The sequence below is a fragment of the Pseudomonas marvdashtae genome, assembly GCF_014268655.2.
Taxonomy (GTDB): domain Bacteria; phylum Pseudomonadota; class Gammaproteobacteria; order Pseudomonadales; family Pseudomonadaceae; genus Aquipseudomonas; species Aquipseudomonas marvdashtae.
In genome coordinates this window covers 2817238-2835768 of record NZ_JABWQX020000001.1, presented here as the reverse complement: position 1 = coordinate 2835768, position 18531 = coordinate 2817238, and the positions used below count along the sequence as shown (strand labels likewise).

The window sequence follows — 18531 nt, the reverse complement described above, 5'->3', positions numbered from 1 at the left end:
CTATTTGCGCAGTGGATACGTTCAAAATCAGATGCTCCCGTTCTTAATACTTAGGCTTGCCGAAAATGCGGCTGATGATGTTCACGAACAGCACAATCATCACCAGCACCAACGAGGCCGCCCATGCGAGCTCGAGCTGGTTATCGAAAGGCATGCCGGAGAAGTTGTAGATCAACACTGCAAGCGATGCAGTCGGGTTCATCACCTCAAGACTGCCTTGGTGATAGATCCAGTAGTTGCTGAACAGCGCGGTGAACAACAACGGTGCCGTCTCGCCCGCGGCACGTGCCACGGCCAGCATGACGCCGGTCAGGATTGCCGGCATGCCGGTAGGCAAGACGATTTTCCAGATCACCTGTGAGCGGGTGCAGCCCATGCCGTAGGCGGCATCCTTCATGATCTTGGGCACCATGCGCATCGATTCTTCCGCCGTCAGCACGACGATCGGTAGCATCAGTACCGCCAGCGCTACGCCACCCGCCGGTGCCGAATAAGTACCGGTGGTCATCACCACCAAGGCATAAGCGAAAACCCCGGCCAGGATCGAAGGCAGGCCCGTAAGCATCTTGGCGGCAAAACGCGAGGCGTTCGCCAGTTTGCTGTCCGGCCCCAGTTCAGCCAGGAAGATCGCCGCCATGATGCCGACCGGCACCGCGATTGCCGCTGCGATACCGACCATCACGAAGGTACCCGCCATGGCGTTGCCGAAGCCCCCGCCCATCTCGAAGCCTGTTGGCGGCAGTTCGGTAAAGACTTCCAGGTTCAGGCGAGCGCCACCGCGGGTGATCAGCATGTAGAGCACGGAAATCAGCGGCACGCTGGCCAGTAGCGCACCCGTCCAGACCAGCGTGGTCAGGATCAGGCTGCGCAGGGCGCGGCCCTCGAACTTGCGCTGCAGGCTGGGCATCGCGCCTGCAGGAGCGGTCAAGTCTGTTGCAGCAGAGAGATCAGTCATCACCTATTTCCCCGTTGGGCATACATCATGATCAAGGAGCCGAAGACGTTCACGATCAGGGTGATTAACATCAGCACCAGTGCGGCATACATCAACACCTCGATCTCGTTCGGCCCGGCTTCCGGGAAGTTCAGCGCGAGCAAGGCCGCCAGTGTGTTGGCCGGCGCGAACAGCGAGAGGGAGATGTTGTTCGCATTGCCTACCAGCATGGCCAGCGCCATGGTTTCACCCAACGCGCGCCCCAAGCCGAGAACCAGAGAGCCGAAAATGCCGGTGGCGGCGGACGGCACCATCACCTTGAGAATCGCTTCCCAATGGGTAGTCCCCATGCCATAGGCGGCCTGCTTGGTTTTCATCGGTACGGCCGTGAGAGCATCCTGGGAAACGGCGGCAATGGTCGGCAGAATCATGATGGCAAGCACCAGCGCCGCAGGGAGCAGCCCTGGCCCGCTCAGGGATGTACCGAAAAAAGGCACCCAGCCGAGCTCGCTGTTCAACCAGGTCGTCAGCGGACGAATCGCCGGGATCACCACGTAGATCCCCCACAGGCCATAGACAACGCTTGGAATGGCCGCGAGCAATTCGACAATGGTGCGGAAGATCGCGGCAAGCTTGGGCGGCAGGAAGTCCTGGGTCAGGAAGATCGCCATGCTGACGCCGAAAAAGCCTGCGATCAACAATGCGATCAGGGCGCTGTAGAGCGTGCCCCAGATAGCCGGCAGGATGCCGTACTTACCTTGGTTAACGTCCCAGACACTCCCCAAGAGCACGTCGAAACCATGTTTCTCCATGCCAGGAAGCGCCTTGCGTCCCACCTCGAATACCAGTGCAAACACCAGCGCCAGAATCAGGACCACCCCGATGCGCGCAAGCGCACGAAACGTGCGATCAACCAGGAAGTCCTTCGTCGAGGGTGGTTGGCAGGCGGAGTCCGGATTAACCGGTACGACAAAAGGTTTGTTCATTGGCTAAGTCCGGAACAAGGGGGATAACTCCCCCGGCATGCTAAGAGCAACACCGAGAGAGACCTCACGGCATTACTGGATGTTGGCGGACGCTTTGCGAACCTGCTCGACAACCGATTGTGGCAAGGGGATATAACCCATCGAATCGGCAATCTTCTGGCCTTCGGTCAGGCTGTATTCGACCATTTCACGCATGGCCTTGGCCTTGGCCGGATTGCCGTTATCCTTGCGGAAGATCATCCAGGTGTAGGACGTGATCGGGTACGACTTGGCACCGTCCGGATCCGGCAGCCAGGCCACCAGGTTTTCCGGCATCTTCACCGCAGCCAGGGCCTCGGCACCGCTTTCGGCGTTTGGCACGACGTACTTGCCGGCCTTGTTCTGCAGTTGGGCAAAGTCAACCTTGGCGAGCTTGGCGAAGCCGTATTCGATGTAGCCAATCGCGCCCGGGGTCTGGCGCACAGTTGCGGTGACGCCATCGTTCTTCGGCGACTTGATGAACTTGTCACTGGCCGGCCAGTTGACGGTGTTGCCCTCGCCCAGCGCCTGCTTGAACTCTGGATTGATGGTCGCCAGGTGTTTGGTGAACACGGCGGTCGTACCGCTGGAGTCAGCACGTACAACGACGGTGATCGGTGTATCGGACAGTTTCAGGTCCGGGTTGGCAGCCACAATCTGTGGATCGTTCCAGCGCGTGATCTTGCCCAGGAAAATGTTCGAGTACACGTCGCGTGGCAGCTTGAGACCCTTGGGATTGCCCGGCAGGTTATAGGCCAGCACGATTTCCCCAGCGGTCATCGGCAGCAACTGCACGCCTTCGGCGACCTTGGCGATATCTTCATCTTTCATTGCCGAGTCACTGGCGGCGAAGTCGACGGTTTTGTTCAGGAAATCCTGTACGCCCGCGCCACTGCCCTTGGATTGGTAATCAACGGTGACACTGTCGGACTTCTTGCTGAAATCCTTGAACCAGGTGAGGTAGATCGGTGCAGGGAAACTCGCCCCGGAACCTGTCAGACGGACATTCTCTGCTGCGAAGGACGCCGAGGTGGCACAAAGAGAAACCGCAATGGCGAGCGCAGCAGACTTCATCAAACTTTTCATTAAGGGACACCTTGTGATTACGGGCTCCCGAACTCTGCAGCAGTTTTGTTACGTTTTCATGAAGGCTCAATGGCAAGCAGCACGGTTATCCTCCTGTAACCGCAGCAAAGCAGTTCGATGTAATGGGCTCGTAACAAATTACGCCTAACACTTTGCCATCCTCACTCCGCGAGCCCCTTCTATGTCCTCTGCACCAGACACCTTGATACAGCGCATCCACCGTGAGCTGCTTGATCACAGTGATGAAGAGCTGGAACTGGAATTATCCGAAGACGGGCATGACCTGAATGCGCTCTTCGACGAGCACGTAACGGAAGGCACAGAGAAGGATGCTCGCAGGCTATATTTCAGCGAACTGTTCCGCCTGCAAGGCGAACTGGTCAAGCTGCAAAGCTGGGTGGTCAAGACAGGCCACAAAGTCGTCATTCTGTTCGAAGGACGGGATGCCGCCGGCAAAGGCGGCGTCATCAAGCGAATCACCCAGCGCCTGAATCCTCGGGTCTGCCGGGTCGCCGCCCTGCCCGCCCCCAACGACCGCGAACGTACCCAATGGTACTTCCAGCGCTACGTCTCGCATCTGCCGGCGGCGGGCGAAATCGTACTGTTCGACCGTAGCTGGTACAACCGTGCGGGTGTGGAACAAGTGATGGGGTTTTGCAACGAAGATCAGTACGAAGAGTTCTTCCGTACCGTACCGGAGTTCGAACGCATGCTCGTCCGCTCCGGCATCCAATTGATCAAATACTGGTTCTCCATTTCCGACCAGGAACAGCACCTGCGCTTTCTGAGTCGCATCCATGATCCGCTCAAGCAGTGGAAACTCAGCCCCATGGACTTGGAGTCGCGCCGGCGGTGGGAAGCCTATACCAAGGCCAAGGAAATCATGCTTGAACGCACCCACATTGCCGAAGCACCTTGGTGGGTAGTACAGGCCGATGATAAAAAGAAAGCCAGGCTCAACTGCATCAATCATCTTCTCGGGCAGATGGCCTATGAAGAGGTTGAGCTGCCGGTAATCGAACTGCCGCAGCGCGTCAGGCAAGAAGACTATTCCCGAAGCCCCACTCCACCTGAACTTATCGTGCCCCAGGTGTATTGAAGTGAGCCACGTTGGGGGCCGCTGTACGAGGCCCCCTTGTAGCGCACTTGAGATCAAGCCGCCGAACTGTGCGGGCGGGCTTCACCCAGCAAGTCCGCGATAGTGCGCTCGCCAAGCGCGAGGCCCACGCTCATCCCCAACCCGGTGTGCATCAGCACAGCGGTAACCCCCGGCGCGGCGGCGAGCACGCTGAACGGCCCAGGTCCGCGCGCGCCATACACGCCTTGCCATCGTTCCAGTACTTCGATTTCGCCGCCCAGGGTATCTTGCGCAAGATCGATCAGAATCCGATCCACCTGCTCGGTGTTGAACGGCGAAATGTCGCGGCCGTAGACATGGGAGTCGCCAATGATCAGATCGCCGTGCGGTGTGGGACTGATGAGCAAATGGATGCCATGCGTCTCCAACTCCGGTTGGTTCGTGCGGATCTGCGCGCGGATGGCCTGCGCTTCAGGCAGATCGGCGAAGGCGCCGTAGTGCACGCAGCTCAGTCCGGTCAGCAACGCATGTTGCAACGCCAAAGGCTGACGTGGGCGGACGCGGAGCATTTGCAGTCCGCACACCTGCGGTTTTAGCGCGGCGATTTGCTCGGCCAGCAGCGTCTGGTAGTCATGGCCTGAGCACACGACAATGTGCCGCGCGGTAAAGCGTCCGGTACTGGTTAACGCACAGTTGCTTTCAACATCGCGCACCAGCGTCGAGAAGTGGAATTCAACACCCAAGGCCCGGGCCAGGTAATCGACAATCTGCGTAAGCGCCTCGCGGGAATACAACTGCTGGTCGTCCAGGCCTAGCAGCGCCGCGCGATGATGGGCGAAACGGCCGTCATAGAGTGCCGCCAGCGCCTCGCCACGCAGCAGTTGGGTGCGATAACCCAACGTCGCGCCCCGCCCGTTCACGAAGGCCTCGAGCAACGCTTCTTCGACTTCAGTGCGGGCGAACAACAGCGAGCCTTGTTGGTGCATATGCAGCCCGGCCCCCTGCCCCAGGGTCTTCCATAAACCGTTCGCCTCCCGTGCCAGGTCCAGCATGATGCCCGGCGCCTGGCCGCTGACCAAAGCCTGGCCGAAGTTGCGAATCGAGGCACCGAGCGGCGTATGGCTGCGCTCGAATACCTTGACCTTGAGGCCGCGCTTGGCACCCGCCCAAGCGTGGGCCAACCCGAGAATGCCGGCGCCGACGATCAGCAGATCGCAGTCGTGCTCAGACATGAAAACTCCTTAAAAACGATCGATATTACGAGGCCCGCTCGACACCGCCGGGCCTGCGACAGGCATTGCAGAAAGCTATTTGGCGACGGGCTCTGACTTGCCGTCGTAACGCTTGCGCCACTCGGCAAGCACTCTGTCGCGGTTCTCCGATGCCCAGGCGAAATCGTTGCGTATCAGCCGTTGTTCGTAGTCCGCTGGCAGCTCCGGCAAACGCTCGGCGATGCCCGGTTGTGCCAGGACGGCGAAGTTGGCTTTGTACAGTTCCATGGCCTCGCGGCTAGCCGAGAAATCAGCGAGTTTCCTGGCAGCTTCCAAGTGTCGGGTGCCTTTGATGATGGCGGTGGCTTCGATTTCCCAGCCCAGGCCTTCAGCGGGCAGCACGATGTCCAGGGGCGCGCCTTTGCGCTTGAGCTGGATGGCCGGGTATTCAAACGAAATGCCGATAGGGAACTCACCGGCGGCCGCCAGCTTGCAGGGCTTGGAGCCGGAATGCGTGTACTGGCCGATATTGGCGTGCAACTTGTCCATGTAGGCCCAGCCCTTGGCCTCGCCGAAGGTTTGCAACCAGGCGCTGACATCCAGGTAACCGGTGCCCGACGAGGCCGGGTTGGGCATGACGATCTTGCCTTGGTACACCGGGTTCGCCAGGTCTTCCCAGCGCGTGGGTTTGGGCAGCCCCTGCTTCTGCGCTTCCACCGTATTGAAACAGATCGCGGCAGCCCAAACGTCCATGCCGACCCAAGCCGGCGGTGTATCGGCATCCCGATAGTTGGCGGCGATCTGGTTAAGATTCGCCGGGCTGTAGGTATCGAGCAAACCTTGTTGCTTGAGAATCGCCAGGCTGGAGCCGGCGAGTCCCCAGACCACGTCGGCTTGCGGGCGATCCTTCTCTGCCAGCAGCTTGGCGGTGACGATGCCGGTGGAGTCGCGCACCCATTTGATCTCGATCTCCGGGTTCTGCTGCTCGAAGGCTTGCTTGTAGGCTTTGAGCTGCTCGACCTCGAGGGCCGTGTATACGGTCAGTTCAGTATTGGCCTGGGCCTGGAAGGTACAGGCGGCCAGCAAGCCAGCGGCCAAGGCGATGCGTTTGGACATGGTACGGCTCCGTGTCAGTCAGTGAGGCTTTCAGGTATGCGACGGCAATACACCGCGGGCCAGCTGCGCGTTGATCTGGTCAATCACAGCGGGCAATTCGGCAATGGTGTCGATGAGATAATGCGGGCGGCAGGCGGCAAACAAGCCGTCGATGCGGCTACGCTCGGTCGCCAACTGTTGCGCCGAGAGGGCTTGGAACTGCTCCCAGTCGAGGCCGAGGAAATTGCCGGAAAAGCGCAGCGCCACGGTCCACATCCCTGCCCTGCGGCCTTCGAGAATGCCGGGTTCGGTGTCGTCGACCTTCACGCAGCCCGCGACGTCGTCCAGGCCCAGGGCAATTACGTTGGCCAGCGCCTGCGCCGGGCTTGGCCGCCCCTTGGGAACGTCGTCGGTGGCAACCACATGATCGGGTCGATAACCCTTGGCCGCGGCCAGTTCGACGACTTTGTCCATCACCTGCCTGGGATACCCGGAACAACTGCCGATCTTGAGACCGCGCTGGCGCAGCGCGGCAATGCTGTCCAATGCGCCGGGGATCAGGTCCGAATGGTTGGCGACTTTCGCAATCTGCAGCGGCATGAAGCGTTGGTAGATTGCGGTCACATCATCATCGCTTGGCGCACGTGCGAAGCGGTGATGGAAACGTTCAGCTACCGCCGGCTGATTGCACAAGGTGCGGATATGCTCCCATTTGCCCATGCCCATCGGGCCACGCGCCTCTTCCAGGCTGATCTGGATGTCGAAGCTGGCGAAGGCTTCGACGAAGATCCGCGTCGGGGCGAACGAACCGAAGTCCACCACAGTGCCCGCCCAATCGAGAATGGCCGCCTGCAGGTGTGTAGGGGGTTGGTAATGCATGACTATCTCCAGGATTTTCAAAGACCCGGCACCTGCTGGCGCCAGGCTTGGGAACGGCGCAGCAGCCGGCGCGAGAGTGCCGCGAGCAGCAGCGACACACCGGCCGAGGTCAGCAGGATCAGCGTGGACATCGCGGCGGCCCCGCCGACATTGCCGGCGTCGTCCATGTTCAATACGGCCACTGCGGCCAGGACGCTGTCAGGGCTGTAGAGAAAGATCGCCGCCGAGACGGTGGTCATCGCCGACACGAACAGATAACGGATGATGTCGAGCAGCGCTGGCAGGCACATGGGCAATGTCACCCGCAGGAAGTGGCGAGCCAGCGGCACTTTGAGCGCCAGCGCCGCGGCTTCGAATTCGTCGTCGAGCTGCCGCAGGGCCGAGCTTGCGGTCATGTGCGCGGTCGTCAAGAAGTGGGCGACGGTGCAAACAACCAGCAGGGCCAGGCTGCCGTACAAACTGTTCAGTGGATTGCCCGGCACGTTGAAGAAAAATACGTAGCCCAGGCCCAGGACCAGGCCGGGCACGGCCATTGGCACGAAGCTGAGCAAGCGCAGGATTCGGGTCAGCGGACTCTGTCGGGTTTTCTCGATCAGGTAAGTGCCGGTGAAGATCAGCAGGCTGCCGAACAAGGCGCTGCACAGCGCCAGCAACAGGCTATTGCGATAAGCCAGCCAGCCGCCGGGCAGCTCGGAAAAGGCATAGTTTTCAAGCGACAACGACAGGTCATACGGCCAGAACTGCACGAGTGAGGCGTATACCGCCATGCCGAACACGCCGACCAGCGCGCAGCAGATCAGGGCCGTTACGCTCAGGAAGGCAGCGTCCCTGCCCCGTGACGGCGACGGGTGATAAACCTGCGCTCGACCGCTCAGGGTGTCGCGCTGACTACGACGCAGCCATGCGTCCACCGCAAAGCTGAGTAACGCCGGCAGCAGCAGAACCACGCCGATCAGCGCCCCTCGGCCAAACTGCTGCTGGCCTACGACAGCCTTGTAGGCTTCCAAGGCAAGCACTTGGTAATCACCGCCGACCGTGACGGGCACGCCGAAATCGGTGATGCACAGGGTGAATACCAGGCAGAAAGCCGCGAACACACCTTGGCGGCTGCCGGGCCAAGTGATGCTGCGAAAGGCTCGCGATGGCGAGGCGCCCATGCTCGCAGCCGCATCGAACAACCGCGCGTCCGACAACGCCAATGCCGACATCAGCACCATCAATGCATGGGGGAAGGTGTAGATCGCTTGCCCGAGGACGATGCCCCAGAACCCGTAGATATTGTCGGTAACCAGGCCGCGCAGCAGCCCTTGGTTGCCGAACAGATAGATCAGCGCAATGCCCGGCAACATCGACGGTGCCAGTAACGGCAGCAGCGAGATGCCCCGCCACAACGGCTTTGCCACGATGCAGGTGCGTTGCAAGGCGTAGGCGAAGGCATAGGCCAGCGGCACCACGATTGCCGCGACGGTCAGCGAAGCCGTCAGGCTGTTGCCAAGCAGCCAATGAAAATGGCCGCTGGTGAACAACCTCAGCGCCGCCTGCAGGCCGCCGCCCTGGCTGGCGTCCCCGCTGAACGCACGCCACAGCATGGCGAGCAAAGGCAGCAGTACCGCCAGTACCAGCAACAGCAGAAGCAGCCATTGCCCGCCGCGAATGAACACTTGGTCTGGCAAATCACCGGGCACTTGGCGTGGCTGCAACACGGCCGGCTTGATGGACATCGTGCCTTGCATATCAGCTGAACACCTGGAGACTGTGGGACGGCAGCGCGACCTTCAGCGGTGCATGGGTCAGCTGCGGCATGGCGTGCGGCTCCAGCTCCGCCAGCAGCATGTGGCCCGGCAACGCGTCCAGCTCAAAGCTCAAGCGGCAACGGTTGCCGAGGAAGGTCAGCTCACGCAACTGTGCATCGAAGAGATTGTCTTCCGGCGTCGACGGGTTGATCCGTACGGCTTCCGGACGGCAAAAGAGTCGTCCGCTGCGGCGCGCGTCAGCACCATGCAGGTTGAGGCGGTGCCCGCCGACGCGCACCTGGCCATCCTGCCCGCGCTCGAAGGGCAGCCAGTTGCCCTGCCCGACAAAGTCGGCGACGAAGGCAGTCGCCGGTGCGCGGTAGATCTGTTGAGCGCTGGCAAATTGTTCAACGCGACCCTGATTGATCACCGCGATGCGGTCGGCCATCAACATCGCCTCGTCCTGGTTGTGAGTGACCATCAACGTGGTAACGCCCAGGCGTTTTTGCAGTTGGCGCAACTCGCTGCACAGATGTTCGCGTACCCGGGCATCCAGGGCCGACATCGGTTCGTCGAGCAGCAGCAACGACGGCGCCGGGGCCAAGGCACGCGCCAAGGCGACCCGCTGCTGCTGTCCGCCCGAGAGCTGCCCCGGGTATTTTTTCTCGCTGCCGCACAGCCCGACGAGGTCGAGCATTTCGTTGACCCGCCCGCGAATCGTCTCGCGGCCATTACCGGCCAAACCGTAGCCAATGTTCTGTTCCACCGTCAGGTTGGGAAACAGCGCATAGGATTGAAACAGGATGCCGTAGTCACGCGCCTGGGGCGCCAGGGTCGAGACATCCCGGGCGCCAATCATGATCGTCCCGCGGTCCTGTCGCTCCAGGCCGGCGATGCAGCGCAGCAGCGTGGTCTTGCCGCAGCCGGACGGCCCGAGCAAGCACACCAACTCACCCGCGGCGATATCCAGCGACACCCCATCCAGCGCCTTGAAGGCACCGAAACCCTTGTGGATGTCGCGTATCTGCATGTCTACGGAGCGTGTACTTGTCATGACGTAACCTCGATGAGCTGTCAGCTCGACGAGAGTCATGGTAGGCAGGCAGTACGAAGGCTTGATGGCAGTTGGCTAAAAGCTGCCGATAGTGTCATCGGCAAATTTGCGTAGCGGGTTCAGGAGCCGGTTGTCGCTCGTGCCAACACCAGGAATGCCGAGGGCAGCCGGGCCTGGCGGCGCTCTTTCAAACAGTAAAGGTATTCCGCGATCAACGGCGCGCCCTCCAGTTCAACGACTTTGAGCTGCGGGTTCTCCGGCACTTCATGACGCGCGATGATGCTGATGCCGATGTTGCGCAGGACCGCCTCGCGAATCGACTCGCGACTGCCGATCTCCAACAGCGGGCCTGTCGCCACGCCCGCCTCTCGCAGCAGCGCCATGGTGAGCGTGCGGGTGGTCGAGCCTTTCTCGCGCATCAGCAGGCAGTGCCCGGCCAGGGCGCTCGGCGGCACACGATCATGGCTGGCAAGTGGGTGGCTGCGGTGTACGGCGAGCACCAAGGGGTCATGCCCCAACACCAACCGCGTCAGACGCGCGTCCTCGACCAGTTGCGAGGACGCGGCCAGGTCCACGCGGTACTCTTCCAGCGCCTCGATGACCTGCAGCGAATTGCCGATCTCCAGGGTCACTTCGCAAAGCGCAAACTGCTCGCGAAAGCCCTTGATGATATCGAGCACGTAATAAGGGGCGGTGGCGCCAATGCGCAGCGTGCCTTGCACCTGGCCACTGTTGCGCAGGAAAAAATCGATGTCGGCCTCCTGCTGCAACAGCTTCTGCACCATCGGCAGCAACTGTGCGCCCTCATCACTCAGCGTCAGGCGCCGGCCTCCCCGGAAGAACAGCTCCACGCCGTACTGGGCTTCCAGGTTGCGTATCTGCGTGGTGACCGTCGGCTGGCTGAGCCCGAGTTTCTTCGCCGCCTGGGTGACGCTGGCCAGGCGAGCGACCATATGGAAAGACTTCAGCTCGGCGCTGAGCATGTTGTTGACGCTCCAGAAAGGTGACGGGGCAAGCGACTATAAATAATGAATGGGCAACCTGCAGCCGTGGTGAGGAATTGTGTATTCGGGCGGTAACCAATTCCCTCAAAGAACCGCTTGCATCACTGGTTTGACCTTGTACGATCCCGGCATTGCAATTCGTCGAGATTTACCTGGTCGGTAGAAACGATCAAAATCGCCTCTATTCGTCTACCCTCACACTGCGCCCGGCCGATGCCTGGCGCTTGAATATTCCTGCCTTCATGCACCGGAGATTTTCATGCTCAAGCGTACCCTGGCCCTGGCCGTCGGTTTGACCCTGTCCTTTAGCTCGATTTTGGCCCAGGCCGCCGACACCTTGAAGGTCAGCGCGATCCCCGATGAAGCGCCGACCGAACTGCTGCGCAAGTTCAAGCCGCTGGGTGCCTATCTGGAGCAACAGACTGGCATGAAAGTGGAGTTCATACCGGTAAGCGACTACCCCGCCGTGGTCGAGGCGCTGGCCACCGACCGGATCGACCTGGCCTGGCTGGGTGGTTTCACCTTCGTGCAGGCACGCTTGAAGACCGGCAACGCCATTCCCTTGGTGCAACGTGAGCAGGATGCCCAGTTCACCAGCAAATTCATCACCGCCGATCCTGCCGTCAAGTCCCTGGCCGACCTCAAGGGCAAGAGCTTTGCCTTCGGCTCGATCTCGTCCACCTCGGGCAGCCTCATGCCGCGTTATTTCATGCTCAAGGACGGGATCAAGCCGGAAAGCTATTTCAGCCGTGTAGGTTACTCGGGCGCCCATGACGCGACCGCTGCCTGGGTCCAGGCGGGCAAGGTCGATGCCGGTGTGCTCAACGCCAGCGTCTGGGAAAAACTGGTGGCTGCCGGCAAGGTCGACACCAACAAGGTCAGGGTATTTGCCACCACCCCGGCGTACTTCGATTACAACTGGACCGTGCGCGGCACCCTCGACCCGGCGCTGGCGTCCAAGATCAAGGCGGCGTTCCTGGCGCTCGACCCGGCGAACCCGAAGGACAAGGAAATCCTCGACCTGCAAGCCGCCAGCCGCTTCATCGAAACCAAGCCTGAAAACTACAAGGGCATCGAAGAAGCCGCACGCGCCGCCGACCTGCTCAAATGACACTGCGTCTGACCCAGGCCAGCGTGATTCACGCCAACGGCGCCCAGGCGTTGCGTGGCGTGGACCTGCACATTGGCGCGGGCGAACAGGTGGCTATCATCGGCCCGTCGGGCGCTGGCAAATCCAGCTTGCTCAATGTGCTGGCCACTGCCCTGCGTCCGGCTCAGGGTGAGGTGCAGGTGTTGGGCGAGTCAGCCTGGGAACTCTCGGCGCGTCAGCGTCAGCGCTTGCGCGCGCGCATCGGTCTTATCCATCAGGCGCCGCCCCTGCCCCCGCGCCAGCGCGTGGTCACGGCGGTGCTGGCCGGCAAACTGGGCCAGTGGGGCATGGGCAAGAGCCTGCTGAACCTGCTGCACCCGCTGGATATTCCAGGAGCGCGGGCGGCCTTGGCCCGGCTGGACCTGGACGACAAGCTGTTCGCGCAATGCCAGCAGTTGTCCGGCGGACAGCTGCAACGGGTCGGCATCGCCCGCGTGCTGTATCAGGCGCCCGAGGTGCTGTTGGCGGACGAGCCGGTATCGGCGATGGACCCGGTGCTGGCAGAGCACACCCTTAGCGTCCTTTGCCAACACGCGCGGGAACATCGCGTGACCCTGGTTACCAGCTTGCATGCGGTGGAGCTGGCCCTCGGACATTTCTCCCGGATCATTGGCTTGCGAGACGGCCAGATCCTCTTCGATTTGCCGGCCGAGGCGGTCGACCGCAAGCAGCTCGACACGCTGTATGCCAATGAACAACTGGCGTCCTTGTCGAGTCCATCGCCATCCTCGAGCGTGCAGATCCCCCGATGCTGAAGCGTGACTCCCGGGACCCGGCTGCCCGCCCTCGCCTGCTTATGGCCCTTTTGGCTCTTATCCTGTTGTGGCCAGGCCTGCGATTCAGCGAATTGAACCTTGGCGTGCTGCTGGCCAGCGACAGCCAGAGCGAAATGGGCCGGTTCGTCGCCGCGTTCTGGCCGCCGGCCCATGACGAGGCGTTCGTCGAGATGCTGCTGCAAGCCACGTTGCAGACCTTGGCGATCGCCACCGCCGGCATGGCCCTGGCGCTTCTGTTTGCGGTTCCGGCCAGCCTGCTGGCCAGCCGCGCCTTGTCATTGTCTGCTGCGTACCGTGCCGGTAGGCCCAGTCAATGGGGACAATGGCTGCGTTGGCCGATACGCGGCCTGCTGATTTTCCTGCGCAGCGTGCCGGAAATCGTCTGGGCCTTGCTCTTCGTCCGCGCCGTCGGCCTGGGCCCCACCGCCGGGGTGTTGGCCATTGCCATCACCTACAGCGGCATGCTCGGCAAGGTCTACGCGGAAATCTACGAGTCGGTCGACCAGCGCCCGGCGCACGCTTTGATGCAGGCTGGTAGCGGCCGGCTCGCGGCATTCTGCTACGGGATCCTGCCCAACGTCGTCGCCGAGCTGCTGTCGTACACCGTGTATCGCTGGGAATGCGCCGTCCGCGCCTCGGTGGTGATGGGCTTCGTGGGTGCGGGTGGCCTGGGGCAGCAAATGGACCTGTCGTTGCGCATGTTCGCCGGCGGAGAAGTCGCCAGCCTGCTGCTGATGTTCCTGGCACTGGTGCTGCTCGCCGATCAGCTCAGTCGCCTGCTGCGTTGGAGGCTGGCATGAATCGCTTGCTCAACACGCTGATGCTGCTGGGCATTGGCGCGGCGGTCGTTGCCTCGTTTGCCTACCTGAGCATCGACCTGGGGGCGTTGGCTGACAACGCCAACCTCAAGCAAATGGGCGCTTATGCGCAACGCTTCCTCAGCCCCGACCTGAGCCCGGCCTATCTGAAGGCAGTCGGCCACGGCGCGCTGGAAACCATCGCCATGTCTGCTGTTGGCACGCTGCTCGCGGCGGTGTTGGGGTTGGCATTGGCGCTGCCTGCCGCCGGGCGACTTGGCTGGCCCCTGCAAAGCGCGTCGCGCCTGTTGCTGAACGCGTTGCGCGCGGTGCCGGAACTGGTGTGGGCGGCGTTGATGGTGTTCGCCGCGGGACTCGGTCCCAATGCCGGCACGCTGGCACTGGCCCTGCACACCGTCGGAGTGCTCGGCCGACTGTTTGCCGAGGCGCTGGAAAACACCCCGTCGCAAGCCGCCGACGCCATTCGCCTGCAAGGCGGCAGCGCGCTCTGGGCTTTTTGCTACGGCACCCTGCCCAACCTGATGCCGCAGCTATTGGCCTACACGCTGTACCGCTGGGAAAACAACATACGCATGGCCAGCGTATTGGGTTTTGTCGGTGCCGGCGGCCTGGGCCAGATGCTCTATGTCAGCCTCAGCCTGTTCCAGGAAGCCCAAGGCAGCACGGTGATCCTGGCCATGTTGGTGCTGGTCTTCACCGTCGACACATTGAGCAGTTGGAGCCGTCAGCGCTGGGTCAAGGCATGATGGTCGCCCAGCGGGGCGTCACCACAGCGCCATCGTGTAACTGACAATCAGCCGGTTCTCATCCAGGTCATTGCCGAAGTTCGAGCGCACCGTTGCATTGCGCCATTTCAAACCCAGCCCTTTCAACGTACCGTCCTGGATGACATAGGCGATGTCGGTGTTGCGTTCCCATTCCTTGCCCTCGCCGGCGGCGCTGCGCTGGACGTTGTCGCCGCTGATGTAGCGGGTCATGAAGGTCAGCCCTGGCACGCCGAGGGCGGCGAAGTTGTAGTCGTACCGGGCCTGCCAGGAGCGCTCGTCGACATTGGCGAAATCGCCAATTTGCACGAAGTTGACCAGGTAGGGATCGCTGCGCGAGATATACGGGAACGGATCGTCGCCGCTCATGCGTTGATAGCCCAGGCCCAGGGCGTGGCTGCCAAGGCTGTAGGTGAACAGCGCACCGAATGCCTGGTTATCGATGGCGCGGAAACTGCCGTCCTCGGTGCTGCGCGAATAGCGCACGTCACTTTTCAACGACTGCCCGGCGCCCAGATCCAGGGTATGGACGAAGCCCAGGTAGTTCTGCTGATAGACGTCCGCAAGCTTGCCATACCGGTATTGAGCGGTGAAATTCGGCAGGAACTGATAGTCGGCTCCGGCGAACTGGAAGCGGTCGCTGGTGCCGCCAATGCGGTTGGCGGTCATGTCCTGGTAGTCGGTGGAGTCGACGAAATTGATCTGGGTGAGCTGCCCGGCGGTCAGTTTCAAACGGTCGATTTCCTGGACGCTCAGCAGCCCGCCCTTGAAGGTTCCCGGCAACAGGCGCGTGTCGTTGGAGTTCACGACCGGGTCCTTGATCTGCAGCGTTCCCACTTTCAGGGTGCTGTTGGACAGGCGCATCTTGGCGGTCAGGCCGACTTCGCCGTAGCGGTCCTGGGAGCCGCCGGACAAATCCGCGGGCAACAAATTGGTGCCCGCCGTACCGCCGCCGGAATCCAGTTTGAAACCGGCCATGCCCAAGGCATCCAAGCCAATACCAAGGGCGCCGGCGGTGTACCCCGACTCGATGCGCAACAAGAAGCCTTGCGCCCACTCTTCGGCCTTGTCCCGAGCGCCCTCTTGCCTGAAATCACGGTTGAAGTAGAAGTTGCGGGCCTCCAGGCTGGCTTTGCTGTCGCCCAAGAAGTCGGCGTGGGCTATCGGCGCGCCGAGCAGGCCGAGGCCGAGCAAGGTACCGGCCGGTGTACCGCGCCAGCGGATCGCGATGAAACGGGGCATGGGGTGCTCCTTTTTTTTGGGCACGAGCGGTCCCTTCGGGGACGGCGTACGCGCCTCGTTTATTGTGTGGGGCAGTGTCGTTGGGACGACGCACCCGGCGGGGCGTCGTGGGGCGGATTCTTCCCAGCGGCCCATCAGCGCGTCAAACGGGAAAAAGGCATGCTTGGGCATAAGAAAATTTGATGCCCGCTCAGGCTCGACCTGGAGTAACAATTGCAACCATAAGAACGAAAACGCCAAGAGAACCCCCATGAATCTCAAGTTCCTCGAAACCTTCGTCTGGGTTGCGCGCCTGCAAAGCTTCAGCCTGACCGCGGAGAAAATGTTCAGCACCCAGGCGGCGATTTCCAGTCGGATTGCCTCGCTGGAAGACGAACTGGGCCTGCGCCTGTTCGTGCGTGACTCGCGTGGCGTGTCGCTGACGCCCGAAGGCATCAAGGTGCTCGAATATGCCGAGCAGATGCTCGAGGTCCAGCGTGCCCTGAAGCAGTCGTTGGACAAAAGCGCCCCGCAACAGGGTTTGGTGCGCATTGGCGTGATGGACACGGTGATTCATACGTGGCTCAGTCCGCTGATGTCGATGCTGATGCAGGCCTTCCCCGCCATCGAGATCGAAATCACCGCGGACGCGGCGCGCAACCTGTGCGAGCAGCTGCAAAAAGGTTACCTGGACATCGCGTTCCAAACGGACCTGGTCCGCCACGAAAGCGTGCGCAACCTGGAATTGGGCCATTACCCGATGCACTGGATCGCCGCCAGCCAATCGATCTATGCCCGGCCCTATGCCTCGCTGATGGACATGGCCAGCGAGCGCATCATCACGTTCGTCAAACATTCACGGCCCCATCAGGATGTGCTCAGCCTGTTGCATGCCCACGGCGTCAGCGCGCCGAGGGTCAGTTGCGTCAACTCGGTATCGGCGATGACGCGGCTGATCGGCGACGGTTTCGGCATTGGCGCGTTGCCGGCGGCGCTGGTGGCAAAATCCCTGGCGCTGGGCGAGTTGATTCAACTGGAGCCTGGCACCGCCCTGCCCCAGCTCGATGTCGTGGCCTCGTGGCGCGCGGGGGTTGGGCTCGAACTGATCGAGAGCATCGTACAGATGAGTCGCCAGGTGGTTTGCCAATACGCCACGGACGTGGGACCGCAGCGCATGGTGGCGGCACCGGGCCTGTCGAGCGTTGAATAACTTTTACTTGTCGGGGGGTACCGATTTTCCTTGTTGGACGCCGTCGTGCTGATTTTCTAAAAGGGTTTATTAGAAAAAGACCCATGGAGATCCCAAGATGAGCCCGTCAGCCCTTTCATTCGAACAGTTGCAGCCTTGTTCGCCCCAAGCCTTGCGCCAGAACATCGCGGCCGGTCGATACCAAGGCCATACCAGCGGCCTGGGCCAGGGTCGGGTGCAAGCCAACATCGTGATCCTGCCGGGTGACTGGGCCAACGAATTCCTGCGGTTCTGCACCCTCAATCGCCAGGCCTGCCCGGTGCTCGACGTCAGCGAACCCGGCGACCCGTTCCTGCGCAACCTCGGCGTTGCCATCGATATTCGCCACGAGGTGCCCCGCTACCGGGTCTTCCGCCACGGCGAGTTGAGCGAAGAGCCGCTGGACATCGAACACCTGTGGCAGGATGACCTGGTGGCCTTCGCCCTCGGCTGCTCGTTCTCCTTCGAGCAACCGCTGCTGGAGGCCGGTATCCGTCTGAGGCACATCGACCTGGGGCGCAATGTCGCCATGTTCCGCACCAGCATCGATACCCGCCCGACCGCGCGGCTGTCTGGCAAAATGGTCGTGACCATGCGGCCGATGAAAGCCGCCGCGGCGATCGAGGCAATCCAGATCACCGGGCGCATGCCCAACGTCCACGGCGCTCCAATACACATCGGCGACCCTGCGCTGATCGGCATTCGGTCGCTGGACGCGCCGGACTACGGTGATGCGGTGCCGGTCGAAGCGGATGAAGTACCAGTGTTCTGGGCTTGCGGCGTAACGCCCCAATCGGTGGTCCAGGCGTCTCGTCCGCCGTTGTGCATCACCCACGCGCCGGGTTGCATGCTGGTGACGGACCTGTGGAACAGTGAGTTGTAAAATCGAACAAGGCAGTTTTTCAACCTGAAGGACACGCGATGAACACCGCTCGGTTATCGATCCAACACTACATCAGCGCCAAGGACGGCAACCGCCCCCATCTGCTGGGCCAGGCCTTTACGTCGGTGGCTATCCTGGACATGGTCGTGCGCACCGGTTCCATCGCGTTTCCCGACCATGTCGAAGGCCGCGCCGCGATTGGCGACGTATTGGTCAGCCGTTTTGGCCAGGCCTTCGAAAACGTCTATACGTTCTGCCTGGCGCCCCCACCGCTGGCAGACGCCGACACGTTCCAGTGCAAATGGCTGGTGGCGATGTCAGACAAGAACAGCGGTGAAGCGCGAGTCGGTTGTGGCCTGTACGACTGGTCGTTCGATCCGCAATCGAGGTTGGCCGAACGACTGACCATCACCATCGAACACATGAAGACCCTGCCCGCGGCTGATTTGCCGAGGGTCATGGCTTGGGCATCGCGGCTGGATTATCCATGGTGCCGCCCGGAAGCGGCGGTCGATAACGCGCCGGATCCAGCCGCGCTTGAAGAGGTGTTTGAGTACGTGATCAATCCCCTCGCCCCCGTTCGGGGCCCGGTTTGAATCGCCACGACCGCTGC

18 protein-coding genes are annotated in these 18531 nt (G+C 61.7%); 8 read left to right on the top strand and 10 right to left on the bottom strand.

Translation table 11 applies throughout. The features are described 5' to 3' along the window. Positions 1-43 precede the first annotated feature (43 nt). The 3 genes from pstA to pstS form a co-directional block, all read right to left on the bottom strand. Positions 44-955, bottom strand: coding sequence for a phosphate ABC transporter permease PstA (pstA, locus tag HU742_RS12720; RefSeq protein ID WP_186611880.1), 912 nt, complete (start codon positions 953-955; stop codon positions 44-46). Further along, on the bottom strand, positions 955-1920 hold the full coding sequence (gene pstC / locus HU742_RS12715; protein ID WP_186611881.1) for a phosphate ABC transporter permease subunit PstC: 966 nt from the start codon (positions 1918-1920) through the stop codon (positions 955-957). The genes pstA and pstC overlap by 1 nt, the downstream gene beginning before the upstream one ends. Positions 1921-1992: 72 nt before the next feature. Further along, complete coding sequence (gene pstS / locus HU742_RS12710; RefSeq protein WP_186632445.1) at positions 1993-3024, bottom strand: phosphate ABC transporter substrate-binding protein PstS; 1032 nt, start codon at positions 3022-3024, stop codon at positions 1993-1995. 181 nt (positions 3025-3205) lie between these two features. On the opposite strand from pstS, the gene ppk2 reads away from it, so the two are divergent. Beyond that, positions 3206-4123, top strand: coding sequence for a polyphosphate kinase 2 (gene ppk2 / locus HU742_RS12705; RefSeq protein ID WP_186632441.1), 918 nt, complete (start codon positions 3206-3208; stop codon positions 4121-4123). A gap of 53 nt (positions 4124-4176) precedes the next feature. Here ppk2 and HU742_RS12700 read toward each other — a convergent pair whose 3' ends face one another. The 6 genes from HU742_RS12700 to HU742_RS12675 all read right to left on the bottom strand — a co-directional run bounded on the left by HU742_RS12700 (position 4177) and on the right by HU742_RS12675 (position 11057). After that, entirely contained in the window at positions 4177-5334 is a 1158-nt protein-coding gene (locus tag HU742_RS12700) for a TIGR03364 family FAD-dependent oxidoreductase (RefSeq protein WP_186632438.1), read from the bottom strand. A gap of 75 nt (positions 5335-5409) precedes the next feature. Then, on the bottom strand, positions 5410-6429 hold the full coding sequence (locus tag HU742_RS12695) for a putative 2-aminoethylphosphonate ABC transporter substrate-binding protein (RefSeq protein ID WP_186642716.1): 1020 nt from the start codon (positions 6427-6429) through the stop codon (positions 5410-5412). 30 nt (positions 6430-6459) lie between these two features. Further along, positions 6460-7287 (bottom strand): phosphonoacetaldehyde hydrolase, encoded by an 828-nt coding sequence (gene phnX / locus HU742_RS12690; RefSeq protein WP_186632433.1) that lies wholly within the window; start codon positions 7285-7287, stop codon positions 6460-6462. A gap of 17 nt (positions 7288-7304) precedes the next feature. Next, the gene (locus tag HU742_RS12685; RefSeq protein WP_186642715.1) at positions 7305-9020 is read right to left on the bottom strand and encodes a putative 2-aminoethylphosphonate ABC transporter permease subunit; all 1716 of its coding nucleotides are present in this window, start codon (positions 9018-9020) and stop codon (positions 7305-7307) included. A gap of 1 nt (position 9021) precedes the next feature. Next, positions 9022-10074, bottom strand: coding sequence for a putative 2-aminoethylphosphonate ABC transporter ATP-binding protein (locus HU742_RS12680; RefSeq protein WP_225923566.1), 1053 nt, complete (start codon positions 10072-10074; stop codon positions 9022-9024). 119 nt (positions 10075-10193) lie between these two features. After that, positions 10194-11057 carry a LysR substrate-binding domain-containing protein gene (locus tag HU742_RS12675; RefSeq protein WP_186632427.1) on the bottom strand — a complete coding sequence of 288 codons (864 nt, stop codon included), beginning with the start codon at positions 11055-11057 and terminating at the stop codon, positions 10194-10196. Positions 11058-11337: 280 nt separating this feature from the next. Here HU742_RS12675 and HU742_RS12670 point away from each other — a divergent pair, with 280 nt between their 5' ends. Genes HU742_RS12670 through phnE form a run of 4 tightly spaced genes read left to right on the top strand, consistent with a single transcriptional unit; the run spans position 11338 to position 14568 of the window. Beyond that, entirely contained in the window at positions 11338-12189 is an 852-nt protein-coding gene (locus HU742_RS12670; protein WP_186632424.1) for a putative selenate ABC transporter substrate-binding protein, read from the top strand. After that, complete coding sequence (locus HU742_RS12665; RefSeq protein ID WP_186632421.1) at positions 12186-12983, top strand: phosphonate ABC transporter ATP-binding protein; 798 nt, start codon at positions 12186-12188, stop codon at positions 12981-12983. The genes HU742_RS12670 and HU742_RS12665 overlap by 4 nt, the downstream gene beginning before the upstream one ends. Further along, on the top strand, positions 12977-13804 hold the full coding sequence (locus HU742_RS12660) for a PhnE/PtxC family ABC transporter permease (protein ID WP_186632416.1): 828 nt from the start codon (positions 12977-12979) through the stop codon (positions 13802-13804). The genes HU742_RS12665 and HU742_RS12660 overlap by 7 nt, the downstream gene beginning before the upstream one ends. Next, positions 13801-14568 carry a phosphonate ABC transporter, permease protein PhnE gene (gene phnE, locus HU742_RS12655; protein WP_186642714.1) on the top strand — a complete coding sequence of 256 codons (768 nt, stop codon included), beginning with the start codon at positions 13801-13803 and terminating at the stop codon, positions 14566-14568. Before HU742_RS12660 ends, phnE begins: the two co-directional genes overlap by 4 nt. An 18-nt stretch (positions 14569-14586) precedes the next feature. Here phnE and HU742_RS12650 read toward each other — a convergent pair whose 3' ends face one another. Further along, complete coding sequence (locus HU742_RS12650) at positions 14587-15828, bottom strand: OprD family porin (protein ID WP_186642713.1); 1242 nt, start codon at positions 15826-15828, stop codon at positions 14587-14589. 250 nt (positions 15829-16078) lie between these two features. On the opposite strand from HU742_RS12650, the gene HU742_RS12645 reads away from it, so the two are divergent. From HU742_RS12645 to HU742_RS12635, 3 genes are all read left to right on the top strand, one after another. Beyond that, entirely contained in the window at positions 16079-17017 is a 939-nt protein-coding gene (locus tag HU742_RS12645; RefSeq protein ID WP_186632407.1) for a LysR family transcriptional regulator, read from the top strand. Between the two features lie 97 nt (positions 17018-17114). After that, a complete protein-coding gene (locus HU742_RS12640) occupies positions 17115-17918 on the top strand; it encodes a putative hydro-lyase (RefSeq protein ID WP_186642712.1) in 804 nt (267 codons plus the stop codon). A gap of 38 nt (positions 17919-17956) precedes the next feature. Next, positions 17957-18514 (top strand): hypothetical protein, encoded by a 558-nt coding sequence (locus tag HU742_RS12635; RefSeq protein ID WP_186632400.1) that lies wholly within the window; start codon positions 17957-17959, stop codon positions 18512-18514. The last annotated feature ends 17 nt before the right edge of the window (positions 18515-18531 follow it).